The following is a 23,698-nucleotide window of genomic DNA, read 5'->3' on the forward strand; positions in this document are numbered from 1 at the left end:
TCGTATAGACCGCTCTTGGAATTCGATTCATCCATGCCTCCGTTTCTCGATTTTACGAAACGTTGGCTTCCATTTTTTTCGCCCGGCCTCAGTCGATCCACATGTGCATTTCTGGGATGCCGATGCGTTGAGCTACGGCTGGCTCGACCGCGCGCAACCGGCGTTTTCCGGGCCGGTGGCGGCGCTGCCGCGCGCATACGGTCCGGCCGACCTGCGCGCGGACGCGGGCGGGATCGACATCCTGAAAGTCGTGCACGTCGAAGCGATCCATGACGCGTGGACCACGCCGAGCGAGGTCGAATGGCTGCAGGCGCTGGCCGACACGCCGGCGAGCGGCGGCATGCCCGAGGGCATTGTCGCGGGCGTCGACCTGTCGCGTGCCGACGCGCCTGCGAGGCTCGAGGCGGCCGCCGCCTGCGCGAACGTGCGCGGCATTCGCCAGGTACTGAACCGTCACGCGAACCCCTGGTACAACTACGTCGATCGCGACTATCTCGACGATCCGGGCTGGCGCGACCATTTCGGGTGGCTCGCACGGCTCGGGCTGTCGTTCGACCTGCAGCTCTATCCGTCCCAGGTCGGGGCCGCGCTGACGCTGATCGACGCGCATCCGGACACGGTCTTCATCGTCAATCACGCGGGCATGTTCGTCGACCGCGACAGCGTGCACGGCTACCGCGCGTGGCGCACCGGGCTGCACGGGCTCGCCCGGCGCGAGAACGTCATGCTCAAGCTGAGCGGGCTTGCGATGTTCGATCACAGGTGGACGACCGAGAGCTTCCGGCCATATGTGCTCGAGGGGATCGACGCATTCGGCGCCGCGCGATGCATGTTCGCGTCGAATTTTCCGATCGACCGGCTGCATGCCGGGTATCCGGCGCTCTGGCGAGCGTATTCGGAGATCATCGCAGGGGCGAGCGATGCGGAGAGGCACGCGTTGTGTGTCGGCAATGCAGAGCGGATTTATCGCATCTGATACTCCGGCACGCGGGCGGGCCCAACGTCGCCGCGTTTCCGCCCGCTAGCTGTTGCGCAGGAACACGACGTAGCCGCGGAACCACGGATTCGTCGCGAGGTACGGCGGCGCGTCCCACTCGCCGCCCTGGATCACGCCGATCCGGAACGGCAGTTGCAGCCGCGCGACGCGCGGCAGGTAGGCCGCATAGTCGGGGATCGTGCTGCGCCCCTGGTAGGTCTGCACGACCACCTCGTCGACGATGCCCCTGAGCTGGTTGACCTGGTCGGCATCGATGCGGCTGCTCCAGTCGAGCAGCCCCGTGATGCTCAACCGGCAATCGGCGGGCAAGGTCTCGCGCAACGTCCGCAGGAATTCGACGTAGTCCTGCAGATGGCGCGTACGCGCATCGAAGTCGATCTGGATGCCCGCGATCGTGCGGCCCGATGCGCGCCAGCGCGTGAGCTGCGCCAGCATGATCTGCGTGACGCGCGGCGTCCAGCGCAGCGTATGCGCGCGGTAGACGAGCCAGACGCGCGCGTTCGGCGCGGGCGGCAGTGCGACGCCCTGCGCGATGACGCGTACCTGCGACTCGTCCCGCGGCGATGCTTCGATCTGCCCTTGCAGCACGTAGACGGCGCGCGCGCCGCTTACGACCGCTTGCGGTTTCACGCCGGCCCACAGCCAGAACGCGTCGTACTGTGCGGGATCGACGGTGCCGGCCAGCACGATGCGTCCGGCCAGCAGCAGCGCGACGCACGCAATGCGCTTCACGCCGCGCTCACCAGTAGTAGCGGAGCTTCTGCGCCCACGGACTGCCCGGATAGGTGGCCTTCAGCGTATCGAACCAGCGCTTGCGCGTGTTCTTCGGCACGTCCTTGCCGCCGCAGTCGTTGCTGCCCGACGGCGCATAGCACTTGATCGCGCGGTAGAACGCGTAAGCGCGGTCGTTCGGGTTCGCCTGCGCGTCGGCCATCACCGTCGCGTAGCTCGACATCCGCTCGTACGGCTTGCCCGCGAACTGCGACGGCGATGCGCCGAGCGTCGGCGGTACGCGCGTGGAGGATGTCGACGACGCGTTGCGCATCCACAGCGGCACCGGATCGTTTTCGAGGCCGGCCGCGGGCGGATGACGGCGCACGAAATCGGCGAGGCAGTTCAGCCCTTTCGAATCGCCGGGGTTTTGCTGAAGCGTCGCGGCGATGTCGCGTGCGGACGGGCACGTGTAGCCGTCTTCGTTCCTGGTGCCGGGCGCGACGAACGGCTTCAACGGATCGGCGGGCGTGCCGGACACCAGCGCGGCGTCGGCGATGAAGTCGGCATAGTGCGAGCGCGTGAGCTCCTTGTACAGCAGCGTGTACAGCGCGGTGTCGCGCAGCGCGCCGCCGGTCGCCTGGTTCTGCGCCTGCGCGCGCAGCAGGTCGGCACCGGCCGTGCTCTGCAGCAGGATCGCCCGGAGCGCGGCGTTCTGCACGGGCGAATCGTCGGCGAACACGTCGTTGACGAGCCCGGCCTGCTCCAGGTTGATCGCGAGCGCGAGTTCCAGCGCCTCGCGCTGGAAGCGGAATTTGGCGAGCGGGATCAGGTCGCGCCACAGCTGGCGGGCCTTGTCGGTCTGGCCGCTGTCCTCCAGCGCGAACGCGCGCAGCGCCTGCTGGCTCAGACCGAAGTAGTCGAGCGGCACGGCGGGTGTCTGCGGCAGCAGTTCGAGGGCAGCATCCGGCTTGTGCCCGATCTGGACATACCAGGTCGCGAGCAGGTAGTCGTAGAGCGCGGGCGCGTTCGCGAAGCGCGGCTTCTGCGCCTGCAGGTCGTCCAGCGTCAGCGGCTTGCCGCGGCTCGAATCGCTGCTGTCCGACGTACGCATGCGCAGCAGATCGACGGTCGCGAGCACGGTCGGCGACTGGATCTGGGCCGCGTCGAGGTCCGACCCGAACAGCAGCTTGCTGTCGAGTTCGTTCGCCAGTTGCATCAGCGGCACGTTCGAGGTCGCGGGCGACCAGCGCGCGAGCGCATGGCCGTAGAGGTCGGCCTGCTGCGTGACGTTTCCGCCTAGCCACGCGACGCGCCGCAACAGCCCCGTCGCGGACACCGCATAGCGCCCCTGCGGATACACCTTCAGGTAGGTGCGAAACACCGTATTCGCGGCGTCGAGCGACACCTTCGTCACGCGAGCGCGCGACGGCGTGGGGCTGTCGTTGTCGAATACATTGGCCTGCGCGGCGTTCAACTGCGCGCGCCCGGCCATATAGAGGCCGGTTTCCTTCAGCCACGGGTTCGCGCTGTGCGATGCGTTCGCGAAGGCCTTGGTCGCGGCGAGGAAGTCGGCGCGGTAGAACGCGTTCGTGCCGTCGAGGTACGCGGCGAACTGCTGGCCAAGCGGCGATTTGACCGGCGGCTTCGTCCAGGTGGCGCTCGCGCCGCCCGCGGCACAGGTTTTCTGCGTGATGTCGGCGCGCGCCGCGCGCAGGCGCGCGGCTTCGTCGGCGGGGATGCCGCCGGCACCGCTCAGCGCGTCGTTGAACGCGTCGGCACCGGCATTCATGCTGCGGCAGATGCTGCCTTCGCCGTCGGCGTACCGGTTCGACGGCGCATCCGCATCCGACCCGCTGCCGGTCTTGTCGGGCTCCTTCTGGCCGATATAGATCCATCCGGAAAAGTCCATCGGGAACGGCACGATGATCTGGTTGATCCGGTCTTTCGCCGGGATCGTCTTCGGGTCCGGGAACACCTGTGCGACCTTGGCGCTGTCGACCATCATCAGCATCGCGTTGATGCGCGTGTCGTTGGCAGGGCTCAGCATCGGCACGTTGCTGCACGAGTACGTATTCTGCCGGAGCGTGGCCGGCGCGTAGCAAGTGTCGTCCGAGCTGGCATGAGCGCCGGGGATCCAGAGCAGGCTGGCCGCCAGCGCGGCGAACAGGTTTCGTTGCAGCAATGGGTTTCTTCGCATTTTTCTTGTGCTGGGGTGGGGCCGCGATGGCCGGGTCTCTCAGGGGGCGTCGTGCCCCGGCGCGTATCGTACCTCACGGGCGGGACGGATAGCGCCGGCGGGTAGTGCGGTCGCGGTGATCAGGCGACGGGCGCGAGTCTGTCGGCCGGTCGCGGCGATTGCCGGCCCGACGAAATGGAAGTCCACTCAGTGTAGACGTAACGCCACCTTGAATCCGGATCGCCTGAATTAAGATTCAGCCGGCAGTTGCGGACAGCCCGGCGATAGACGACGTGTCGTCATTGCTGTCCGGCCGGGGAGGTCCGCCGAAAGCGGCGTTCGCGTCGATCCGCGCGACGGAATCGATCATGACGGGGAGGCGAACAGATGCCGCTTTCCATGCCTGCTCAATAGTATTGCTTATCAAATAGCCCGATCGAAGCCGCGCGTCGTTTCGGCGAACGGCAGACGAGAGTACGCCGGCAAATGAAAACAAGAGGATTCCGATGAAACCCATTACATGGATGGTCATGGCAGCCGCTCTCGCGCTGAGCGCATGCGGCGGCGACGATGTCGCCCCGAACGGCGGCGCGTCATTGTCGACGCCGAACAATCCCGGTTCACCTTCCGGTCCGTCAGCGCCCGGCGGCGGTTCGAACGGCAGCCCGACGGGCGGCGGGACCGCGCAGCCGCAGGCCGGCTGGTCGCCGGCCGTTGCGCTGGACGGCAAGGGGCCGGAGGGCGAGCCCAGCGTGACGATCGACGCGAGCGGCAACGCGCTTGCCACCTGGATGACCAATGGCCCGGCCGGCGCGAACGGCAACGAGATGTGGGGCGCGCGCTATGTCCCGGGCTCGGGCTGGGCAAGTGCGACGCGGCTCGACACGGGCGACGGTTCGCATTCGATGAACGGGTTGAGCGGGGTTCAGCCGCAACTGGTCGGTAACGCGAGCGGGCAGGCGGTCGCGTTCTGGACCGAATGGATGCCGGGCCCCAACACGTACGCACTGTGGGCGCGCCCGTACAGCCCGAATACCGGATGGGGCGCGGCATTCGAACTGGCGCCGGATATGGCGGGTTCGTCCTATACGGCCGGGATCGACAGTCAGGGCAATGCGCTCGTCGCATGGACGCAGTCGATCAGCCTGCTGGATACACGCATTGCGTGGACGCGCTATACGCCGGCCGGCCAGTGGTCGCCGACGGCGCTGATCCAGATGCCGGTGCAGACCGGGCCGGGCGCCGTGACCGGCGATACCGACAACGTGCGGCCGATGATGTCGGTGCTGTCGTCCGGCCGGGCCGTGCTCGCGTGGCGGCAGACCAATCATACGCACTCGGCGCTTTGGACCGCTACGTACGACGCGACGAACGGCTGGACCAACGTCAATCAGGCCGTGTCGAACACGAGCCTGTTCACGACGATCATCTCGCCGGTGGCCGGCATGGACGTGAAGGGCAACATCACGCTGGTCTGGGGGCAACTCGACGTGACCGGCGGGAAGATCCTCACCACCACGATGTCGCAGCGCTACGTGTCCGGAACCGGGTGGCAGCCCGCGCAGTCAGTGGCGCCCGCGATCGCGGAGCCGACGGGCTTCATCGCGACGCCGATGCTGACCGTCAACGAAAACGGCGTGGCTGCCGTGATGTGGGCGGAAGGGGGCGCGGTCCTGCAGGCGAGCGTGTCCGATGCCAGCGGAAACTGGGGGCCGCTGCAGCGACTGACGGAACACCTGAACGGGGCGGCAGCCCAGTACCCGCCGCTGGTGATCGACGCGGCCGGCAACGTGACGGCCGCATGGCAGGACACGGGCATGCCGGGCGCGTCGGCAGTCATCGCGGCCAGCTACCGGAACGGTGCGTGGAGCGCGTCGACGCTGGCGGCACAGAGTGCGTCGTGGCCGGCGCTCGCCGTCAACGCGACGGGGGCGATGGCGCTTGTCTGGCAATCGTATGTCGCGAGTGTCGGCAGCCAGCTGCAGGCCAGCTTTTATACCCCGGGCTCGTAACCGTTTCGCGTCGGGAAATCGAAGGAGAAGTCATGAAGAAGACCTTGCATTGCACTGTACGGACCGCGCTGGGCATCGCGGTCGCCGGCCTCGTGTTGTCCGCGTGCGGCACGACGCAGATGAACATGGTCGACGTCCAGACGTCGACCGCGAAGACGCTCGGGCTGGCGTCGTCGGACGAGATCACGATCGCCAACGTGCAGTACGGGAAGAAGGACGGGCTGGGCGGCCAGAAGGTGAGTTACGACGCGACGACCGGCAAGGGGCGGCGTTTCGGCTGTACGGTGTTCATGATTCCGGGGCTCACGCCGATCGACCGGCCGACGTACAACAACTGGGAATGCCATCCGCAGCGCTGATGGCGCGATGACGACGACGCCCGCCGCAGGGCGTCGGTCGACCGCTTTCGTGGACGATATGCCGCGCCGGCCTTGCGCCGGCGCAATTTGGTCCGATAATCGACGAACCGATTCATCCTTTCCCGTCGGCTCGATAAAAAAACTGTCATGGATCAAGCGGCATTCGTCCCTGTTTTCAAGTTTCGCACGATCGACTACCCCGAGCCGGACCGGTTCCACGTCTGGGTCAAGGACATGCTATGCGACTACCGGCTCGATGACGACGGCGGCCACGGCGCGTTCGACGCGGAAGCGAGCGGCGCGGCGCTCGGCCCGTTGATCCTGTCGGGCCGGCACTGGCGGTCGCGCGCGCCGACCTATACGGTTCACCGGACCACGCGGCGGATCCGGCTCGACGGCCAGGATTCGATCCGGTTCACGCTGCTGCTCGGCGGACGACTCGCGAGCCGCATCGGCGGGCCGGAGCTGTTCAAGCGCGCCGGCGACCTGTTCGTCTATGACGTCGCACAGATCAACGATTGCAAGGTCGACGCCGGCGACGTGATCAGCCTGGTCGTGCCGAGATACCTGCTGCCGGGCCACGCGGCGCAGCTGCACGGCCAGACGCTGACGAGCGGCGTGGGCCGCCTGCTCGGCGACCAGATGCTGTCGCTGTTCCGGAACCTGCCGAGCCTGCGCATGCACGAGGTGCCGAGCATCGTGCAGTCGATGTTGCTGCTGCTGGCCGCGGCGGTGTCGCCGACCGCGCAGGCGCTGCACGACGCGCGCGGCCCGATCGACAACGCGCTGGTCGAGCGGGTCCGGCGCTACATCGACACGCATCTGCTGGAGCCCGACCTCACGCCCGACCGGATCTGCCGCGACATCGGCGTGTCGCGAGCGCGGCTCTATCAACTGTTCAAGGAAGAGGGCGGCGTGATGCGGCAGATCACGCGCAGGCGGCTGCGTCACGCGTACCACGTGCTGGGCGATCCGCAGCGCAGGCATCAGCGCATCGCGGAAATCGCGTGGGCGCACGGCTTTCCCGACGAGAAGTATTTCCACCGGTTGTTCAAGGCGGAGTTCGGCCATACGCCGAAGGAAACGCTCGAGTGTGCGACCGCGCCGGTTCTGCTGCCTTGCGGCACGGCTGACGATCGATGGGCCGACGGCGGCCGGCTGGCGGGGTGGACGCTGCCGTTCGGCGTGCTCACCAACTGAGCGGGCGGCGCGTTGTCGTTGCGCGACGGCCCGGCTCGTGCATCACGCGTACACGCTGCTCGCGACGCCGTCGTCGGCGACATCGTCGATCGCGGCCCGCAAGTCGTCGATCGCCACCATCAGTTCGCGGACCTGCCGCAGCGACGGGTATTGATGCAGCACGGCATGCCATTGCGGCAGCGTCAGCAGCGCGTGCCAGATGACGCCGAGGCCGCGCGGATCGGCGTCCGGCTGCCGTGCGAGCGCGCTCGCGTATTCGAGGCTCGCCTGCGCCGACAGCAACTGCATCCGGCTCGCGGCGCCCAGCAAGCGCGGCGCCGCGTCCGCGGACGCATCGCAGCAATAGAGCACTTCCCGTTGCAGCGCCGCGTCGTCGGTCGTCAACGCGCGCAGCGACGCGCCGTGCATGCGCACCGTGCCCTGGTGCGTCTCGAACGAATAGATCGTGTCGGGGTCGGCCTGCGCGAGCAGGTTCAGGCCGCGCAGCAGCCGCGGCAAATCGGTCGTCGCCGCATCCGCGGACGCCTTCGCTTCGACGAGGAAGCGGACGTTCCACACGGGCGCTGATTCGTCGCCGCGCGGGCGTTCGAGCAGGATCGCATCCCATTCGGTTTTGGCGCGGTCGTGCCGGCCCGGGATCGACGACGGCACGCGCATCGATGTGACCACACAGTAGGTGCGCCGTTCGTCCACGGCTTCGAGCCTGCCGGCCAACGCGTCGAGCGCCTGTGCGGCCAGCGCTTCGACGGCCGCGCCGCGCCGCTGCGACGCGGCGCCCTGCGCGACCGCGATCGTGCTGCCTTCGAGCGGACCCTGGCGTACCCACAGTGCGCGGTATCGCCGGACGTGCTCGTCCGACGCCAGCGCATCGAGACGCAGCAGGCGTTCGAGTGCCGCACCATCCTTCAGCTTGACGATGTCCTGCTCGAACGCGGCATCGGTCGCCATGTCGGGCAGCGCGAGCAGATGCTGCAGCGTGGCATGGAGATCGGCCCACGACGCGGACGTTGCGGCCGCATGCAGCCGCGCGAGCCCGTCGCGTTGCCACGCCTGGGCGCTGCGCTCGAGTTTGGCCGGGTGCGCGATCGCGTTGACGGCCGAATGCAGCGCGCGCCGATCCTGCTCGGCGTGCGCGTGCAACGACGCGTATTCGCGCACGCTCGGCGCGTCGTGCCGCAGCACCGCGGCCTGGAAGGCGGGATCGCCGGATTGCCTGTCCATCGCGTCGCGGATCATCCGTGCGAGCGCATCGATGAAGCGTTGCTGCAGTTCCGCGCCGGGAGCGTGTCCGTCGCTTCGGATCCGGCGCGCTTCCTCGATCACGAGTGCAAGGGTGGCGGCCGGGTTCGCGGCGTCGGTCGGCGACGACATGCTGTCGAGCGGCGGCAGCCGGTAACGGCGAGCGACGGTACGCAGGACTTCGTCGAGCAGGGCGGGAAGCGGTGTCAGCGACATGTCAGGTATCGGGGTGGACGCGGTTCGCGTGATCGGTGTTGAGGCCACGCGCGATGAGGCTGCCGTCACGCAAGGTCGGGCGGCAGCGCGCGTGACACATTACGCCGTCAACGTCACCGACAAACTGCCGAGCTCGCCGAAGCGGACCGTCAGCGCATCGCCGAGCGGCACATCGATCGCGCCCGCGTACGAACCGGTCGTCACGATCTGGCCGGCGCGCACCGCATCGCCGCGCGACGCGAGGAAATTGACGAGCCACACGAGCGGCTTCAGCGGATCGCCGTCGGGATGGCGGCCGTCGATCGTGCGGTTCAGCGCGCCTTCGAACGACAGCGCCAGCGTCGCGAGCGGCACGTTCAGCCCGTCGCGCACGACCGGGCCGACGCACAGCCCCTGGTTGAACTGCCCGTCGGCGAGCAGCTCGAACTTCGACGCGCGCGCCGGCTCCGCGTAGCGGCAGCCGAGCACCTCGAGCACGATGCGCACTTCGCGGATCGCGCCGCGCACGTCGTTCTCGTCGTACGGCTCGCCGCGCGCGGGCAGGTCGCGATCGAGCACGAACGCGATTTCCGGTTCGATCCGCACGATCGGCCCGCCGACGACGCGATACGGCGCATCGGCTTCGCGGATCGTCGACGCGAAGATCGGCGCGAGGATCACGCGGTCGGGCGGCGGCAGCGCGCATTTCCATCCGCCGACGGGTTCGCCGAGCAGGTCGGCGACGCGCTGCTGGATCGCCAGCGCGGTGTCGACGTCCTCGGGGCGCAGCGCATCGGGCAGCAGCGGGCCGGGCGAGCCGGCATGGCGGGCGGCGACGAGATGCTGGGCGGCGCCGTCCACGCGTTCGGTAGTCGTTGTCATGTCGGTTGAGCGAGTTGAAAGTGAGCCGGCAAAAAAGGGCCGGACGAAAGTCGTACATTCGATGATAGCGCTTTCGGCGCGAGGGCCGCTCGATCCGGTCGCGCATTGGCGGCCCGCGGCCGCCGAACGCCACCCTCGGGATCTCCGCTGGACGATCGGCTCGCCCCGGCGCCAGCAAGCCCGGCACGTTGTGCGACACAACAGGGAAAGCGCCTTCCCGAGTGAATTGAACGACGGGAAACGAGGGTTTCCTTCCTGCGCGGCGGCCGAAAGCCGTGCATGGCGGGCGCCCGCGTAGCCGGTTCGCGGATCGAATGCCGGCCTGGCTTGATCGTCATCAACAACCGAACCCGCCAGCCGCCGATGATAGCGACATGGCCGCGCGCGATACGGTGCGCGGCAGTTCACCCCAGCGAGGTTTGCATGTACGAGAAGATCATGGTGGCCGTCGACGGCAGCGCTACGTCGAAACAGGCGCTTGCCGAGGCAGTGAAGATGGCACTGGCGGGCGACGCGCACGTCAGCGTCGTGTATGTGGTCGACAAGTCGGTGCTGTTCACTTACGCGGGTCGTTTGGACCCGCATGCGCTCATCGAGGAAATCCGCGAAGACGGGTTCAAGGTGCTGCGCGACGCCGAACAGATCGTCGCGGCCGCCGGCGCGAAGGGCGAGGCCGAACTCGTCGAGACCGAGAGCATCGGCGAGGACGTTGCGGAACGCCTGCAGCGCTACGTGAAGGAACGCGGGATCGATCTCGCGGTGGTCGGCACGCACGGGCGGCGCGGCATCCGGCGCGTGCTGCTCGGCAGCGTCGCCGAGCGCTTCGTGCGCGGCTCGAAATGCCCGGTGCTGCTGATTCGCGGCGACGACGCCGACGTATCGGCCGCCGCCGCGGCCTGATGCGGCGGGTGCGAGATGATACGCCGCCAGTACCGGATCGTTGTCGCGGCGATCGCCGTGTTCGTGTCGCTCGCGGGGATGATGGCCGTCGTGACGGGGCTGCTGTTCGATGAAGCGATGGCGCTGCGTGGCGGCGCGATCGCGTTGCTTGTCGGCGTGGCCGGCTTCGTCGTGATGCTCAATCCGGGCGTGAAAGGCGAGGAGTGACGCGGGGCATGCTCTGCCCGCGTCTCCTGGTCGACCGGGCCCGACAGGTCCGGCGGCCGTCTGTCGAAAAGCCGGCGGTAGCCGCGGCTGCACCGGCACCGGCCCCGTCGCTTCGCGCCGCTGCCCGGCGCCGCTACTCCGCTTGCGCGCCTGCCGTTCCCGGCGCCTTCGCGCCGTCCTGCCCGATCTGTATCTCCAGCCGCTTCGCCGTTTCCTCCAGCTCCGCGTTCTTCGGCTGAATCTTCCGCGCCTGCGCGAACGCAGCGCGCGCCTCATCCTGGCGTCCCAGCTTCCACAGCACTTCGCCCCTGTGCGTCAGGCCGGTCGCATAGGCTTCGCGCGTGTCGCTGTCGTCGTTGCCGTTCTTCGCGAAGATCGCGATCGACCGGTCGAACCACGCGAGCGCCTCGTCGTTGCGACCGAGGCGATACAGCGCCCAGCCCTTGCTGTCGAGCGCATACGCATCGTCCGGTGACTTCGCGAGATGCGCGTCGATCATCGCGAGCCCGCGATCGACTTCCACACCCGCGTCGACGAGCCGATAGCCGATGTCGTTCAGGCGATCGTCGGGGATCTCGCCGAGATCGAGCACGGCGGCGACACGGCTCGCGTCGTGCCCGGCGATCGCGAGCGACAGCAGCTTGGTGACGATCTGTTGCCGCAATTCGGTGCTGATCCGGCTGCCGTTGGCTACCAGGCTGCCGAGGTATTGCGTGTACAGGTCCGGCGCGCCGGGATTGCTCGCGCCGTTCGCGATGGCCGCGCCCGGGCCCGCGCACCAGTCGGCGTCGGCGGACCCGGCCAGCGTCCCGGCGTACAGACTGACGTTCCGCGGCGTGCGCGATTGCGCGTAGTAGGTGTAGCCGTTCGCATCCGAGTAGCCGCACGCCAGATATTCGTTTTCCACGTCCAGTACATACGGGAATTTGCCGAGCGGCGCATTGCCGAATGGCTCGACCAGCCGGAACGATTCGCCCATGTCGCCTTCGCCGACGATAGCGTTGAACACCCACTGCTTCTGCGGATGAGCCTTCGGCAGCCGGATTCTGACGGTGCGCCCGGCAGCGTCGGTCGTGCCGAAGATCACGCTGTCGTGCTGGTCCGGCTTGACGGGCAGGCCCGCGATGACCTGGCCGGGCAGGAACAGCCGGTACCGCGCATTCGGCAGCGGCTGGTGCGTGACGGGGTCGCGCAGCACGAACCGGTGAACATGAGCGCCTGTCCCGAACGACGCCGTCGGCGCGATGTAGGTGCGCGCGTGGGCGGCGGGCAGCGCGGTGCAGCTCAAGGCCGCGGCAACGAGCGCGGCAAGAAGGCGTGATGTCATGAAATTGTGGTTCTTATATGTAGCGGTTTTATTGACCGACGGCCGGAAATGCATTGAACGTCCGGCGCAACCTTCGATAAACAACGGGCTGTGGCCCGCGAATCCCGATGCGGATGGCCGGATCGTCCAGCGCAATTCAATGCGGATCCCGACCGCAGCAGCGTGGAAGATGCGGACGGGTGACGCGCGAATGCAGGGCGCAGCATAACAGGCGCGCGCGGCGCAGTTGCGCCCACCTATTCTTGTTGTTGCGGCCGGATGAACGACATCGTGATTTGTATCAAATCATGATCGTCGTGCCGGGAACGCCGCGCACGACGCTTCCGGCCGCGCGCGCTTCTGTCAAACTGGCGCCCATGAAACCGCGCCTCACCTCACCGCCTTCCTCCGATGCCGCGCCTGCGCCCGCAGGTTTTCCCGATGCCGACGAACTGGCCGCGCTGCGCGCGTGGTACGCGGGCATGACCGTGCGCCAGGCCGTCGAACGCTACCTGCCCGATCGTCTCGGCGCAGGGCGCTCGGCGCGCGGCGTGATCGGCGGCATTCGCCGCCGCCTCGTGCGCGTCGCACGGCTGGCCGGCCGGCCCGATCTCGCGGAACGGCTCGGTCATCCCGACGGTGAGCGTGTGCGGGAGGCGAAGGCCGCGACCGAAGCGATCGGCCTGCTGCGTCACGCGCGCGCGCCGGTCCCGCAGATCAGCGACGACGTCGGCCTGTGGCTGCCCGCGCGCGCGGTCGCCGCGCTGCGTGCGCACGGGATTGCGACGCTCGCGGATCTGACCGTGCGGATTCCGCGCCGGCGCCAGTGGTGGAGCGCGATTCCTGGCCTCGGCACGGCCAGTGCGCGACGCATCGAGGCGTTTTTTGCCGCGCATCCGGACCTGACCGAACGGGCGCGCGCGCTGATCGCCGCGACACCGCGCAGCAGCATCGTGCCGTGGGAGCAGTTGAAGCTGCCGCACGAAGTCGATGGTTCGGCCGGCACGTTCCGCGCGCCGCGCGCGACCAGCACGCTCGACGCGGACAACGATTACGCGGCCGTGCACGCATGGCTGTCTCTGCACGAATCGGCCGCGACGCGGCGCGCATACCGGAAGGAGGCCGAGCGGCTGATCCTGTGGGCGATCGTCGAGCGCGGCCGCGCGCTGTCGTCGCTGACGACGGAGGATGCGGTCGCGTATCGCGCGTTCGTGCGGCGCCCGACGCCGCACGAGCGCTGGGTCGGGCCCGTGCGGCCGCGCGGCGCGCCCGACTGGCGGCCGTTCTCCGGCGGGCTGTCCGCGCGCTCGGCGGCGTACACGCTGTCGGTGCTCGGCGCGCTGTTCCGCTGGCTGATCGAGCAGCGCTACCTGCTCGCGAATCCGTTCGCGGGTGTCAAGGTGCGCGACACGCGCGGCCCGAACGCACTCGACACGTCGCATGCGTTCACCGAAGGCGAGTGGCTGCTGGTCCGCACGATCGCCGACGGGCTCGAGTTCCGCAAGGACGCGTCGTCCGGCTGGACGCTCGCCGCCGCGCAGCGGCTGCGCTTCATCCTCGATTTCGGTTATGCGACCGGGCTGCGCGCGAGCGAGCTGGTCGGCGCGACGCTCGGCGACATCGAGACGGATGCGCACGGCGACGCATGGCTGAAGGTGATCGGCAAGGGGCGCAAGGCCGCGCGCGTCGCGCTGCCGCCGCTGGCGCGCACGGCGCTCGATCGTCATCTGGTCGCGCGCCGGTTGCCGGTCACGCCGGTGCGCTGGCGGCCCGACACGCCGCTGATCCCGAGCCTCGCGGAAGACGGCGCGGCCGCGATCACGAGTGTGCGGCTGTGGAAGGTGATGCAGCGCTTTTTCGCGCAGACGGCCGATGTCGTCGATGCCGATAACCCGGCGCTTGCGCAGAAGCTGCGGCAGGCGAGCCCGCACTGGATGCGTCATACGCATGCGACGCACGCGCTCGCGCGCGGGGCCGAGTTGACGACGGTGCGCGACAACTTGCGGCATGCGTCGATCTCGACGACGTCGATTTACCTGCATGGCGACGATGTGAAGCGGGCGCGGCAGATGTCGAGCGCGTTTGCGGCCGACAAGTAGGCGGAACGCGCGGGGGACGTCACGTCTGCGTCATTCTTTGTGAAGCGCTATCGGACGATTCATCGCGCCGCGATGTAACTGTCAGGTGTGTCAGGAGACTGTCGGCCTGGAAGGCCCGCACCCGCGTGCCTGAATGCGCTTTCCGTCGACGGATGGATGACGCACCGCAGCGTATCCGCCGCCAAGACGGAACGGTCCGGCACACACGACGGTCATACACTTTTTCACCAGGAGCAGCGGATGGCATCGAGCCAGGGCACGGTCGATTTCATCGTCGAGCAGATGGCGGCGGCCGGCACGGTATCGGCCCGCAAGATGTTCGGCGAATACGGCATCTATTGCGACGGCAAGATGGTCGCACTGGTTTGCGACGACCGGCTGTTCGTCAAGCCGACACCCGAAGGCCGCGCGTTTCTCGGCACCTGCGACGAAGGCCCGCCGTATCCGGCGGCGAAGCCGCACCTCGTCATCGCCGGCGATCGCTGGGACGACCGCGAATGGCTGTCGGCGCTGATCCGGATCACCGCCGCGCAATTGCCGGTGCCGGTGAAGCGAAGCCGATAGCGGCGGTGCGCCACGCGTAAGCACGCGTAACGCCATGCAGCGCGCAGGCGTATTCTGTGACACATGCGTGCGACCAGCGCGCGCCCGGCGGGAGCACAAGAATGGAGACATCCAAACATCCGCGCGGCACGTGGCTTGCCCGTCGCGCCTGGCACGCGCTCGTCGCGGCCCTTTGTGTCGGCTGGAGCGCGTTGTCGTTCGGCGCGGACGGCGTAGGCGGCGCGGCGGCGCTGCTCGACCGTTACCACAGCCTCGGCGCGCAACTGAAGGACAACGCGTTTCACCGGCCGCTGACCCTCGAATCGTCGGAGGCGTCGTCGTCGCTGAAGGGCGACATCTACGCGGTGGTCGACTATCCGTTCGCGGTCGTGAACGGCCAGCTCAACGATTCCGCGCAAGGCCCGGCGAACTGGTGCGCGGTGCTGATCCTGCACCTGAACACGAAGTACTGTCGCGCATCGAGCGACGGCAACGGCCCGGTGCTCGACGTCAACGTCGGCCGCAAGATCCAGCAGAAGCTGTCGGATACCTATCGCTTGCAGTTCCGCTATCGCGTGGCGGCCGCGACGCCCGACTACTTCCAGGTCGACCTGAGCGCCGACAGCGGCCCGATGGGCACGAAGGATTACCGGATCGCGCTGGAGGCCGTGCCGGTCGGCCCGTCGCGCACGTTCCTGCATCTCACGTATTCGTACGGCTTCGGCACGGTCGGCCGGATGGCGATGAAGACCTACCTCGCGACGGTCGGCAGCGACAAGGTCGGGTTCACGGCCGTCGGCGACGCATCGGCCGCGCGGCCGCAATACATCGGCGGCGTGCGCGGGCTGCTGGAGCGCAACACGATGCGCTACTACCTCGCGATCGACACCTATCTCGCGACGCTCGACAAGCCGCTCGACCAGCGCCTCGCGCGCTGGTTCGACGCGACCGAGCAGTATCCGCAGCAACTGCACGAAGTGGAAAAGAGCGCGTATCTGCAGATGAAAGCGCAGGAGATACAGCGGCAGCAGGCGGCGCGGTAGGCCGCGCCGTCCGCTGTCCTGCCGCTCAGTTCGACGCGCCGCCGACCGTGCGGATGCTGCGCCACTGCCCCTGTTCGACGCGGAACAGCGTGTAGGGCGGCTTGATCAGGTCGCCGCGCTCGTCGAACGAGATCTTCCCGGTCACGCCGGTGACCGACACGCCCGGCAGGCTCGCGACGATCCTGGCGCGATCGACCGAATCGGCCTTGCGGATCGCCGCGATCATCGCGAGCGCCGCGTCGTACGCGAACGGCGCATACAGCTCGACGTCCTGGTTGAAGCGCGCCTTGTAGCGCTGCGCGAACGCGACGGCGGACGGCAGCTTGTCGAGCGCGGGGCCCGGCTCGAGATCCTGCGTGCCTTCGCCCGAACTGCCGGCGATCTTCAGGAATGCGTTGCTTTTCAGCGCGCCGGCACCGAACAGTTGCGCGCGGATGCCGAGCGAGCGCATCTGCTTGACGAGCATCGCGCCCTGTTCGTCGAGCCCGCCGAAGAACAGCAGGTCGACGTTGTTGCTCTTCATCGTCGTCAGGATGCCGCGGAAATCGACAGCCTTGTCGTTCGTGTATTCGCGGCCGACGACGCTGCCATGCGCGTCCTTCACGCCTTTCTCGAACGCGTCGGCAAGCCCCTGGCCGAACGCGGTGCGATCGTCGATGATGCCGATCCGCTTCGCCTTCAACTGCTCGACCGCGAAGCGGCCGGCCACCACGCCGCCGATGCCGTCGTGCCCCATCGTGCGGAACACGTTCTTGAAACCCTGCATCGTCAGTTGCGGATTGGTCGAGCCGGGCGTGATCATCGCGACGTTCGCCTGCCGGTAGACGGCCGACGCGGGAATGCTGCAGCCCGAGTTGTAGTGGCCGATCACGCCGGCCACGCCGTCGTCGACGAGTTTCTGCGCGACCTGGATCGCGATGCGCGGATCGGCCTGATCGTCCTGCACGTCGAGCACGAAGCGCACCGGCTTGCCGCCGATGGTCGGATGCTTCGCGTTTTCCTCGTCGAGCGCGAGCTGCGCACCGTATTGCAGGTCCTTGCCGACGCGCGCGACGGGCCCCGTCAGCGGGCCGGCGAAGCCGATCTTGATGGTTTCCGGGTCCGCGGCCTGCGCGGACGCGGCGACCGTGCCGATCGAGCAGACGGCCAGCCAAACCAGCCAGTTACGACGATTCATGATGCATGCCTCCTTGCAGTGGTTGAAATCGCGGCGCGCGTCAGAATCGCGCGGCCCGGTATGGCGAGAGGTCCAGCGGCGGTGCGCGCTGGGCGACGAGGTCGGCGACGATCTGCCCGGTGATGCCGGCGAGCGTCACGCCGAGATGCTGATGGCCGAATGCGTGGATCACGCGCGCGCTGCGCCGCGCGCAGCCGATCACGGGCACACCGTCCGGCAGCGTCGGCCGGAAACCGAGCCAACTGCGCGTCGGCGCGCCGAGCGACGGCAGCGCCTCGCGTGCCGAGCGCGTGAGCAGTGCGACGAGCGAGCGGTTCATCGGGGCGTCGAAGCCGCCGAGCTCGACGGTGCCGGCCGCGCGCAGCCCTTCGTCGAGCGGTGTCATGTAGAAACCGCGCTCTGCCCAGCCGACCGGCCGCGTGACGATCTGCTCATGCGCGGCGAACTGCACGTGATAACCGCGCTCGGTATCGAGCGGCACCGCGTCGCCGCACGCAGCCGCGAGTTCACGCGAGCGTGCGCCTGCGGCAATGACCACGTGATCGAAGGCGCGCACCGAGCCGCCCGCCTGCACGTTCACGCCGTCGCCGACGGGCTCGATCCGCTCGACGCGCTCGCATTCGAGCGTCGCGCCGCCGGTTGCCAGATGCGCGAACAGTTCGCCGAGAAACCCGTGCGGATCGGAGAAATGCCAGCTTCCGACGAACAGCACGCCGCGCGAGAAGATCGGCGCGAGCGCGGGCTCGAGCCGGCGCCGCAGCGCGAGCGACGGCTGCGCGGCATCGAACGACGCCTGCCGCGCGTACAGGTACAGGCATTCGCGCGGCCGCACGAACGCCGCGAGCCGCGCGGTGGAGAGCAGCGGCGCATAACCCTCGGCGGCGCGCGACAGCAGCGCGGCCAGCGCGCTCGCGCTGCGCGCGTGACGCGCGGGCGTCGATGCGAGCAGGAACCGCGCGAGCCACGGCGCGCCGCGCAGCAGGTACGGCCAGCGGATGCGCAGCGGGCTGTCGGCGGCGAACAGGAAGTGCGGGATGTCGCGGAACACGGACGGGCCGTTCACCGGCACGCAGCCGTACGGCGCGAACGTCGCGGCGTTGCCGAACGACGCGCCGTGGCCAACGCCGGCCGGATCGAACAGCGTCACGCGATGCCCGTCGCGCTGCAGCCATGCCGCCGCGCCGAGCCCGATGAAGCCTGCACCCACGATGGCGACGTTCGCCATGACGCATCCCCTCCGGCACACATGGTTCACACAAAGTTGAGATAAAGAATCACACAGTAATTTTTTGTGTGCAATCAAAATAAGATTGTGTGGTGCTAGTGTTTACCCGATTTCAACTGGCTGATTCAACAGACTTTTCCGCTGGCGTTTGACGGGGAGGGGATGTCATATACAATCGCTGGGCAGGCCAAAATGGCAGACAAACGCTTTTTGTGTGGTCACAGGCGATAAATGGCATCAGACAAACTTTCCGGCGAGCGCGACGGCGGTGCGCCGGTGCAGGCGAAGCGGCCGACTTATGTCGAGGTATCGAGCTCGATCGAGGAGGAAATCCGCAACGGCACGTATCCGCCGGGCAGCCGCCTGCCGCCGCAGCGCCAGCTCGCGACCGAGCTCGGCATCAACGTGTCGACCGTGTCCCGCGCGTACAAGGAACTGCAACTGCGCGGTCTGGTGATCGGCAGCAAGCGCCGCGGCTCGCTCGTCACCGGCGGCGCGATGCCGAGCATCGCGCCGGCCCGTGCGGCGCTCGCGGCGGGCAACGGCGTGATCGACTTGACCGTGAACCGCCCGGCGACCGGCGAATTTCTCGCGAGCCTCGCGCAGACGTTCGGCACGCTGCCGAACGACCCGCGTTTCGCCGCGCTGCAGGAATACCAGCCGCCGCAGGGGCCCGACTGGGCACGCGCGGCCGGCGCGCAGTGGCTTGCCGCGCCCGGCTTCGCGCCATCGCGCGACCAGGTGGTCGTCACGAGCGGCGCGCAGCACGGGCTGTATGCGGTGCTGAACAGCCTGATCGGCACCGACGGCGTGATCGTTGCCGATCGCCTCACGTATTACGGGCTCAAGGCGCTCGCGCCGGTGTTCCAGTTCGAGATCGTCAGCGCGCCGGCCGACGACGACGGCCTGCTGCCCGACGAGATCGAACGGATCTGCCAGCGCATGCCGGTCAAGGCGATCTTCGTCGTGCCGAACCTGCAGAACCCGACCGTGACAACGATGAGCCTCGCGCGCCGGATGGCGCTCGTCGACATCGCGCGGCGCCATCACGTGACGATCATCGAGGACGACGTGTACGGCCCGCTCGTTCGCGACCGGTTGCCGGCGATCGCGGGGCTGTGCCCCGAGCTGACGTTCCATATCGGCGCGACGTCGAAGATTCTTGCGCCCGGTCTGCGCCTCGGCTACCTGAGCTGCCCGCGCGACAGCGTCGCGCTGTGCGCGGAAGCGGTGCGCACGACCGCGTGGATGCCCGCGCCCACGTCGATGCTGATCGCGACGGTATGGATCGAGGACGGCACCGCCGAGCGGATCATGGCCTCGCAACTCGCGGAGATCCGCGCGCGCGTCGATCTCGCGCGGGAACTGCTGCCGGCCGGGCAGTTGAAGTCCGACCCCGCGTGCATGTTCGTGTGGCTGCGACTGCCGCCGCCGTGGCGCGCCGACGACTTCGCCGCGAACGCAAAGGCGCGCGGCGTGATCGTGATGCCGTCGTCGACGTTCGCGGTCGACCGCGCGGAAATCGAGCACGGCGTGCGCATCAACCTCGCGTGCCCGGCCACGCGCGACGAGCTCGTCAAAGGGCTGCGGATTCTGTCCGGCACGCTGAAGGACCGGCCGCGCGCGCTGTTCGGTTCGATCTGACGGCGAGCGCTCAGTCGAGCAAGCCCGCTACGACGTCGACGATCCGCTGCAGCAGCGCTTCGTCGTAAGGCAGCCACGGCACCGCGCGCAGCGGCGACGGCGGCGGCTCGGTCGCGGGTTCGACGGGTTCGCCGTCGCGCATTACGCGCCCGGTCGCGCAATGCACCGACCACGCGCCGACGCGCGCATGGCGTTCGTCGATCGTCATCCTTCCTTGCGCAATCGCGTCGGCGAACACGAGCGACAGCACGTGCTTGCGATGGCGCGCCATCACGCCCAGCGGCAAATTCGACAGCCGGTTCAGGCGCTGCTGGCGATCCGTTTCCATCTCGAGCTGGCGGACCGGATCGACCGAGAGCGCGGCGGCGGCTGCCGCACGCGTCGCGTCGTCGTCGAGCGCGAACGCGGCTACGCTGACGAGCAGGTTGACCGCGCGCGCCACTTCCGAGAACACGACGCGATCGATCTCGCCGATTCGTGTTCGAGCAGTTCGTCGCTCGCATCGCGGAGGTAGACGACGATCCGCACACCGAGCCCTTGCAGGACCTGGAACACCTTGCCCCACTGGACGGTGTCCGCGCCGCGTTCGGCCTTGACCATGAATGACTCGCTGACGCCGAGGCGGCCGGCCGCGTCGTTCCGGCGCCAGTTCTGTATTTTCCGGGCCGCGCGGATCACGCCGCCGCGGTCGGATGCCAGTTCGATCGTGTGCTGCATGGTCTGACTCCGCCAATGACAACCAGTATTGCCCCCCAATTACGATAGTCGGGCGAAAGGCCATGCGGCCGTCGCTTCGGGCTGGCGCCGGCGGCGCCGCGCAAGGCTTCAGGCCGCCCGGGAATTTCATAAGACGTACAGTTCTCCCGCCATGCGCGCTTCGCGCCGAACTGTACTCTTGTTCGCGCGATCGATGTGTGTACTCGTTGCCGACTGTTCTGCTTTTAAGATTCCATCATCAAGTGCACAGTGCCGCAGATCCAGTCGTACCGGAACCCTGCCGGCGCATCTTCAAGAGAGAGCCAGTGCGATGGAAAAGGCAAAACCGGAGGGAAAGATCAGGAATCACGACGGCCCGGTCGGCGGGTGGAACAAGTGCGATTCGAACGCACACGGCATGGCGGCGCGGCTGCGCATGCCGGCGGGAGGCGCGCGATGAAGCTCTATGAAAAACTCGCGGACGATATCGAGCGCCTGATCCGCCAGGGCGTGTACCGGCACGGCGACCGGATTCCGTCGGTGCGGCAGGCGAGCCAGCAGCACCGGATCAGCATCACGACCGTGCTGCATGCGTACCTGCTGCTCGAAAGCCGCGGGCTGCTGGAAAGCCGCCCGCAGTCGGGTTACTTCGTGAACCTGCGCCGCGACGACAGCCATGCGCCGGTGCGCGAGCTGCGGCCGTCGAAGCCGATCGCGATCTCGTCGTCGGTGGACGTGAGCCGGCTCGTGCTGTCGACGCTGCGCTCGATCGGCACCGACGATGCGGTGCCGCTCGGCTCGCCGTATCCGGACCCGAGCCTGTTCCCGTTCGAGAAGCTGAACCGCTACGCGTATGCGGCCGGCCGCGACAAGTCGCTGTGGGGCGTGACGGACGGGCTGCCGCCCGGCCATCCGCGGCTGATTCGGCAGATTGCGCGCCGTTACCTCGAAAACGGGATGTCGGTGGACCCGAACGAGATCATCGTGACGGTCGGCGCGACGGAGGCGATCAACCTGTGCCTGCAGGCGGTCGCGAAGCCGGGCGATACGATCGCGGTGGAGTCGCCGACGTTCTACGCGATGCTGCACGCGATCGAACGGATGGGGATGAAGGCGATCGAGGTCGCGACGCATCCGGAATACGGGATCGACATCGCCGCGCTGGCCGCGATTGCGAAGTCGCAGCCGATCGCCGCATGCATGGTGATGCCGAACTTCCAGAACCCGCTCGGCTTTCAGATGCCCGACGAGCGCAAGCGCGAGCTGGTCGAGTTTGCAACGAGGGCCGATATGCCGATCATCGAGAACGGTGTGTATAACGAACTGTATTTCGGCGATACGCATCCGAGTTCGCTGAAATCCTACGACCGCAGCGGAATCGTGCTGCATTGCTCGTCGTTCTCGAAGAGCCTGACGGCCGCGTACCGGATCGGCTGGGCGTTGCCGGGACGTTATCGCGATCAGGTCGAGAAGCTGAAATTCCTGAACACGCTCGCGACGCCGTCGTTGCCGCAGCTCGCGATCGCCGAGTTTCTCGAGCGCGACGGTTACGAGCATCACCTGAGGCGGATTCGCAAGGCGTACGCGCAGCAGGCGAACCTGATGCGCGCGATGGTGTCGCGGTTCTTTCCGGAGGGCACGCGCATTTCGAGCCCGGCCGGCGGGTATGTGCTGTGGGTCGAACTGCCGGCGCAGGTCGACGCGATGCGGCTGTATCAGCTCGCGCTGGAGCAGGGGATCACGATCGGCCCCGGCTACATGTTCTCGATTACGGACAGCTACCGGAACTTTATCCGGCTGAACTACAGCAGCCCGTGGTCGCCGGAGATCGAGCAGGCGGTGATCGCGGTCGGGAAGCTGGCCGCGGCGTGCATGCGGTGAAGGGGCGTGTGCGGTGTCTTGCGCTTCTACGACGAAGCCGGCCTGGTGCCGGCTTTTTCTTGGTTCTTCGTGGATTCCCGTGGATGTCGCTTGTCGACCCGTTGCTGCCGGTCGGTTGCCCGCGACAGCAACGGCCGGTCTCAAAGTCAAACCGCCATTCATTCGCGCCGGGGCGGGCGGATGTCGGCCTTTGCCGATCGTGCCTCGACCACCACAGTTGTCAGTCTTACTTCGAGTGATCCTTGGGGATGCTGTTCAGAACTCGTTTTGCCGCACTGAGCCATCAACATAGAGCCGATGCGGTGCAGGCGACGCGGCACCTGGCTCGAATGTAGCGCGACGTTCGGCATAAGGAAGGCGCCGATTGCCTGCCCGCTCGGGCGGCTTTTGCGCTCATGCAGTGGCCTCGCGCATCAGTCGTTCGTGCGTCATCCACAGATTGCTCAGAGCGAACAGCGTGTGCAACTCTGCGGGTTCTTCATCAAGCCGCGATAGCGCACGTTTAGATGTCACCGTGCGCGGCGATGAACATGGCGACGGCCGACCGGCAGTAGGATTCGATTTCGTTGCTGTCCTCTGCTCTCGCCTCATCGAAGCGTGCGATAAGCAGGAGATCGCATCCTTTGAAAAGCGCGGCAAACAAGCGGGCGGACCGGAGAGGATCGGGCACGTTCAGAACCGCCTTCGCGTGCAACTGGCGCAACAGGGCCTCGATCTGGGCGATGACATAGGCGGGCCCGGCTTCGTAATGGAGCTTGCTTAACGACTTTTGATTCGTCTTGTCGGCCAAAACCATGGCTTCCACACTGCGGACATCGGAGCTCAACAGCGTGCGAAGCAGGGATGATCCCGCCGCCATGAGCTGATCTTCGGCCGAACCGTCGACGCCTTCAAACAGGGCCTGTGGTGCAAACTGATGGCAGTGGGCCGCGATGGCCGCGCTGAACAGCGCTTCCTTGTTCTCGAAGTGCCGATAGATGCTGAGCTTGGATATCTTTGCCCGCTGGGCGACCTTGTCCATGGTCGTCGCTTGAAACCCCAATTCCACAAAGAGTTCGCAGGCGGCGTCGACAATCGTTTGGCGAAGCGCCTCGTTGGCGGGCCGGCCGCGCCGGCCGTGGCTGTTTTCGGTCACGACAATTCCAGTACTTGACAGTATTCAAATTCGTGAATTAGGATACCATTAAGTATCGTAATGTGCAA

At 67.6% G+C, this 23,698-nt stretch carries 23 protein-coding genes and 1 pseudogene; 12 read left to right on the top strand and 12 right to left on the bottom strand.

Translation table 11 applies throughout. The annotated features are described in order from the left end of the window. Positions 1 to 49: 49 nt before the first annotated feature. On the top strand, positions 50 to 976 hold the full coding sequence (locus tag ACPUER_RS20020) for an amidohydrolase family protein (protein ID WP_425131967.1): 927 nt from the start codon (positions 50 to 52) through the stop codon (positions 974 to 976). 45 nt (positions 977 to 1,021) lie between these two features. Here the strand turns inward: ACPUER_RS20020 and ACPUER_RS20025 are convergent, their stop codons facing one another. The 3 genes from ACPUER_RS20025 to ACPUER_RS20035 all read right to left on the bottom strand — a co-directional run bounded on the left by ACPUER_RS20025 (position 1,022) and on the right by ACPUER_RS20035 (position 4,419). After that, positions 1,022 to 1,729: a DUF3142 domain-containing protein gene (locus ACPUER_RS20025; protein WP_175961835.1), complete on the bottom strand. Its 708-nt coding sequence runs from the start codon at positions 1,727 to 1,729 to the stop codon at positions 1,022 to 1,024. Positions 1,730 to 1,736: 7 nt separating this feature from the next. Next, positions 1,737 to 3,908, bottom strand: coding sequence for a hypothetical protein (locus ACPUER_RS20030; protein ID WP_425131934.1), 2,172 nt, complete (start codon positions 3,906 to 3,908; stop codon positions 1,737 to 1,739). A gap of 235 nt (positions 3,909 to 4,143) precedes the next feature. After that, positions 4,144 to 4,419, bottom strand: coding sequence for a hypothetical protein (locus ACPUER_RS20035; protein ID WP_175961833.1), 276 nt, complete (start codon positions 4,417 to 4,419; stop codon positions 4,144 to 4,146). Between ACPUER_RS20035 and ACPUER_RS20040 the strand changes: the two genes are divergently transcribed. The 3 genes from ACPUER_RS20040 (at position 4,394) to ACPUER_RS20050 (ending at position 7,458) form a co-directional block, all read left to right on the top strand. After that, a complete protein-coding gene (locus ACPUER_RS20040) occupies positions 4,394 to 5,899 on the top strand; it encodes a hypothetical protein (protein WP_425131935.1) in 1,506 nt (501 codons plus the stop codon). The genes ACPUER_RS20035 and ACPUER_RS20040 overlap by 26 nt on opposite strands. 32 nt (positions 5,900 to 5,931) lie before the next feature. Continuing rightward, positions 5,932 to 6,258, top strand: coding sequence for a hypothetical protein (locus ACPUER_RS20045; RefSeq protein WP_175961831.1), 327 nt, complete (start codon positions 5,932 to 5,934; stop codon positions 6,256 to 6,258). A gap of 147 nt (positions 6,259 to 6,405) precedes the next feature. Further along, on the top strand, positions 6,406 to 7,458 hold the full coding sequence (locus ACPUER_RS20050) for a helix-turn-helix domain-containing protein (RefSeq protein WP_425131936.1): 1,053 nt from the start codon (positions 6,406 to 6,408) through the stop codon (positions 7,456 to 7,458). Between the two features lie 42 nt (positions 7,459 to 7,500). Here the strand turns inward: ACPUER_RS20050 and ACPUER_RS20055 are convergent, their stop codons facing one another. Together ACPUER_RS20055 and ACPUER_RS20060 are read right to left on the bottom strand one after the other, a co-directional pair. Further along, positions 7,501 to 8,913: a 3-deoxy-D-arabino-heptulosonate 7-phosphate synthase gene (locus tag ACPUER_RS20055; RefSeq protein ID WP_425131937.1), complete on the bottom strand. Its 1,413-nt coding sequence runs from the start codon at positions 8,911 to 8,913 to the stop codon at positions 7,501 to 7,503. 99 nt (positions 8,914 to 9,012) lie between these two features. Beyond that, the gene (locus ACPUER_RS20060) at positions 9,013 to 9,774 is read right to left on the bottom strand and encodes a 2-keto-4-pentenoate hydratase (protein ID WP_425131938.1); all 762 of its coding nucleotides are present in this window, start codon (positions 9,772 to 9,774) and stop codon (positions 9,013 to 9,015) included. A gap of 423 nt (positions 9,775 to 10,197) precedes the next feature. Between ACPUER_RS20060 and ACPUER_RS20065 the strand changes: the two genes are divergently transcribed. Next, positions 10,198 to 10,674 (top strand): universal stress protein, encoded by a 477-nt coding sequence (locus tag ACPUER_RS20065; RefSeq protein WP_425131939.1) that lies wholly within the window; start codon positions 10,198 to 10,200, stop codon positions 10,672 to 10,674. A 15-nt stretch (positions 10,675 to 10,689) separates the two neighbouring features. Then, positions 10,690 to 10,881 carry a DUF2964 family protein gene (locus ACPUER_RS20070; RefSeq protein ID WP_175961826.1) on the top strand — a complete coding sequence of 64 codons (192 nt, stop codon included), beginning with the start codon at positions 10,690 to 10,692 and terminating at the stop codon, positions 10,879 to 10,881. Between the two features lie 133 nt (positions 10,882 to 11,014). On the opposite strand, the gene ACPUER_RS20075 is transcribed toward ACPUER_RS20070, so the two are convergent. Continuing rightward, positions 11,015 to 12,208, bottom strand: coding sequence for a tetratricopeptide repeat protein (locus tag ACPUER_RS20075; RefSeq protein WP_425131940.1), 1,194 nt, complete (start codon positions 12,206 to 12,208; stop codon positions 11,015 to 11,017). On the opposite strand from ACPUER_RS20075, the gene ACPUER_RS20080 reads away from it, so the two are divergent. The 4 genes from ACPUER_RS20080 to ACPUER_RS20095 all read left to right on the top strand — a co-directional run bounded on the left by ACPUER_RS20080 (position 12,207) and on the right by ACPUER_RS20095 (position 15,872). Continuing rightward, positions 12,207 to 12,416, top strand: a complete 210-nt coding sequence (locus ACPUER_RS20080) for a hypothetical protein (RefSeq protein ID WP_425131941.1) — start codon at positions 12,207 to 12,209, stop codon at positions 12,414 to 12,416. The genes ACPUER_RS20075 and ACPUER_RS20080 overlap by 2 nt on opposite strands. A gap of 148 nt (positions 12,417 to 12,564) precedes the next feature. Then, entirely contained in the window at positions 12,565 to 14,286 is a 1,722-nt protein-coding gene (locus tag ACPUER_RS20085; RefSeq protein WP_425131942.1) for a phage integrase family protein, read from the top strand. 240 nt (positions 14,287 to 14,526) lie between these two features. After that, positions 14,527 to 14,850: a TfoX/Sxy family protein gene (locus ACPUER_RS20090; RefSeq protein WP_425131943.1), complete on the top strand. Its 324-nt coding sequence runs from the start codon at positions 14,527 to 14,529 to the stop codon at positions 14,848 to 14,850. A 101-nt stretch (positions 14,851 to 14,951) separates the two neighbouring features. Beyond that, a complete protein-coding gene (locus ACPUER_RS20095; protein WP_425131944.1) occupies positions 14,952 to 15,872 on the top strand; it encodes a hypothetical protein in 921 nt (306 codons plus the stop codon). Positions 15,873 to 15,897: 25 nt separating this feature from the next. On the opposite strand, the gene ACPUER_RS20100 is transcribed toward ACPUER_RS20095, so the two are convergent. Both ACPUER_RS20100 and ACPUER_RS20105 read right to left on the bottom strand, forming a co-directional pair. After that, the gene (locus ACPUER_RS20100; RefSeq protein ID WP_072437780.1) at positions 15,898 to 17,049 is read right to left on the bottom strand and encodes a branched-chain amino acid ABC transporter substrate-binding protein; all 1,152 of its coding nucleotides are present in this window, start codon (positions 17,047 to 17,049) and stop codon (positions 15,898 to 15,900) included. Positions 17,050 to 17,089: 40 nt separating this feature from the next. Then, positions 17,090 to 18,274, bottom strand: a complete 1,185-nt coding sequence (locus tag ACPUER_RS20105) for an NAD(P)/FAD-dependent oxidoreductase (RefSeq protein WP_425131945.1) — start codon at positions 18,272 to 18,274, stop codon at positions 17,090 to 17,092. Between the two features lie 231 nt (positions 18,275 to 18,505). Here ACPUER_RS20105 and ACPUER_RS20110 point away from each other — a divergent pair, with 231 nt between their 5' ends. Then, on the top strand, positions 18,506 to 19,918 hold the full coding sequence (locus ACPUER_RS20110) for a PLP-dependent aminotransferase family protein (RefSeq protein WP_425131946.1): 1,413 nt from the start codon (positions 18,506 to 18,508) through the stop codon (positions 19,916 to 19,918). 10 nt (positions 19,919 to 19,928) lie between these two features. Here the strand turns inward: ACPUER_RS20110 and ACPUER_RS20115 are convergent, their stop codons facing one another. Both ACPUER_RS20115 and ACPUER_RS20120 read right to left on the bottom strand, forming a co-directional pair. Next, a complete protein-coding gene (locus ACPUER_RS20115) occupies positions 19,929 to 20,372 on the bottom strand; it encodes a hypothetical protein (RefSeq protein WP_425131947.1) in 444 nt (147 codons plus the stop codon). After that, complete coding sequence (locus tag ACPUER_RS20120) at positions 20,327 to 20,635, bottom strand: helix-turn-helix domain-containing protein (protein WP_425131948.1); 309 nt, start codon at positions 20,633 to 20,635, stop codon at positions 20,327 to 20,329. Before ACPUER_RS20120 ends, ACPUER_RS20115 begins: the two co-directional genes overlap by 46 nt. Positions 20,636 to 21,070: 435 nt before the next feature. Here ACPUER_RS20120 and ACPUER_RS20125 point away from each other — a divergent pair, with 435 nt between their 5' ends. Beyond that, positions 21,071 to 22,495 (top strand): PLP-dependent aminotransferase family protein, encoded by a 1,425-nt coding sequence (locus ACPUER_RS20125; RefSeq protein WP_175961818.1) that lies wholly within the window; start codon positions 21,071 to 21,073, stop codon positions 22,493 to 22,495. A 393-nt stretch (positions 22,496 to 22,888) separates the two neighbouring features. Here the strand turns inward: ACPUER_RS20125 and ACPUER_RS20130 are convergent. Beyond that, positions 22,889 to 23,004, bottom strand: a pseudogene (locus ACPUER_RS20130) (IS5/IS1182 family transposase); the annotation flags it as partial. Next, positions 22,998 to 23,630, bottom strand: coding sequence for a TetR/AcrR family transcriptional regulator (locus ACPUER_RS20135; protein ID WP_175961817.1), 633 nt, complete (start codon positions 23,628 to 23,630; stop codon positions 22,998 to 23,000). The gene ACPUER_RS20135 and the pseudogene ACPUER_RS20130, both read right to left, overlap by 7 nt. Between the last annotated feature and the right edge of the window lie 68 nt (positions 23,631 to 23,698).

Source organism: Burkholderia sp. DN3021, assembly GCF_049805555.1.
GTDB classification, from domain to species: domain Bacteria; phylum Pseudomonadota; class Gammaproteobacteria; order Burkholderiales; family Burkholderiaceae; genus Burkholderia; species Burkholderia pyrrocinia_C.

What these genes read in the sequence shown, in the direction of transcription:
- ACPUER_RS20030 (WP_425131934.1), bottom strand. Translation starts at nt 3,908, where the DNA reads ATGCGAAGAAACCCATTGCTGCAACGAAACCTGTTCGCCGCGCTGGCG.
- ACPUER_RS20040 (WP_425131935.1), top strand. Translation starts at nt 4,394, where the DNA reads ATGAAACCCATTACATGGATGGTCATGGCAGCCGCTCTCGCGCTGAGC.
- ACPUER_RS20035 (WP_175961833.1), bottom strand. Translation starts at nt 4,419, where the DNA reads ATGACCATCCATGTAATGGGTTTCATCGGAATCCTCTTGTTTTCATTT.
- ACPUER_RS20045 (WP_175961831.1), top strand. Translation starts at nt 5,932, where the DNA reads ATGAAGAAGACCTTGCATTGCACTGTACGGACCGCGCTGGGCATCGCG.
- ACPUER_RS20050 (WP_425131936.1), top strand. Translation starts at nt 6,406, where the DNA reads ATGGATCAAGCGGCATTCGTCCCTGTTTTCAAGTTTCGCACGATCGAC.
- ACPUER_RS20055 (WP_425131937.1), bottom strand. Translation starts at nt 8,913, where the DNA reads ATGTCGCTGACACCGCTTCCCGCCCTGCTCGACGAAGTCCTGCGTACC.
- ACPUER_RS20060 (WP_425131938.1), bottom strand. Translation starts at nt 9,774, where the DNA reads ATGACAACGACTACCGAACGCGTGGACGGCGCCGCCCAGCATCTCGTC.
- ACPUER_RS20065 (WP_425131939.1), top strand. Translation starts at nt 10,198, where the DNA reads ATGTACGAGAAGATCATGGTGGCCGTCGACGGCAGCGCTACGTCGAAA.
- ACPUER_RS20070 (WP_175961826.1), top strand. Translation starts at nt 10,690, where the DNA reads ATGATACGCCGCCAGTACCGGATCGTTGTCGCGGCGATCGCCGTGTTC.
- ACPUER_RS20080 (WP_425131941.1), top strand. Translation starts at nt 12,207, where the DNA reads ATGAAATTGTGGTTCTTATATGTAGCGGTTTTATTGACCGACGGCCGG.
- ACPUER_RS20075 (WP_425131940.1), bottom strand. Translation starts at nt 12,208, where the DNA reads ATGACATCACGCCTTCTTGCCGCGCTCGTTGCCGCGGCCTTGAGCTGC.
- ACPUER_RS20085 (WP_425131942.1), top strand. Translation starts at nt 12,565, where the DNA reads ATGAAACCGCGCCTCACCTCACCGCCTTCCTCCGATGCCGCGCCTGCG.
- ACPUER_RS20090 (WP_425131943.1), top strand. Translation starts at nt 14,527, where the DNA reads ATGGCATCGAGCCAGGGCACGGTCGATTTCATCGTCGAGCAGATGGCG.
- ACPUER_RS20095 (WP_425131944.1), top strand. Translation starts at nt 14,952, where the DNA reads ATGGAGACATCCAAACATCCGCGCGGCACGTGGCTTGCCCGTCGCGCC.
- ACPUER_RS20100 (WP_072437780.1), bottom strand. Translation starts at nt 17,049, where the DNA reads ATGAATCGTCGTAACTGGCTGGTTTGGCTGGCCGTCTGCTCGATCGGC.
- ACPUER_RS20105 (WP_425131945.1), bottom strand. Translation starts at nt 18,274, where the DNA reads ATGGCGAACGTCGCCATCGTGGGTGCAGGCTTCATCGGGCTCGGCGCG.
- ACPUER_RS20110 (WP_425131946.1), top strand. Translation starts at nt 18,506, where the DNA reads ATGGCATCAGACAAACTTTCCGGCGAGCGCGACGGCGGTGCGCCGGTG.
- ACPUER_RS20120 (WP_425131948.1), bottom strand. Translation starts at nt 20,635, where the DNA reads ATGCAGCACACGATCGAACTGGCATCCGACCGCGGCGGCGTGATCCGC.
- ACPUER_RS20125 (WP_175961818.1), top strand. Translation starts at nt 21,071, where the DNA reads ATGAAGCTCTATGAAAAACTCGCGGACGATATCGAGCGCCTGATCCGC.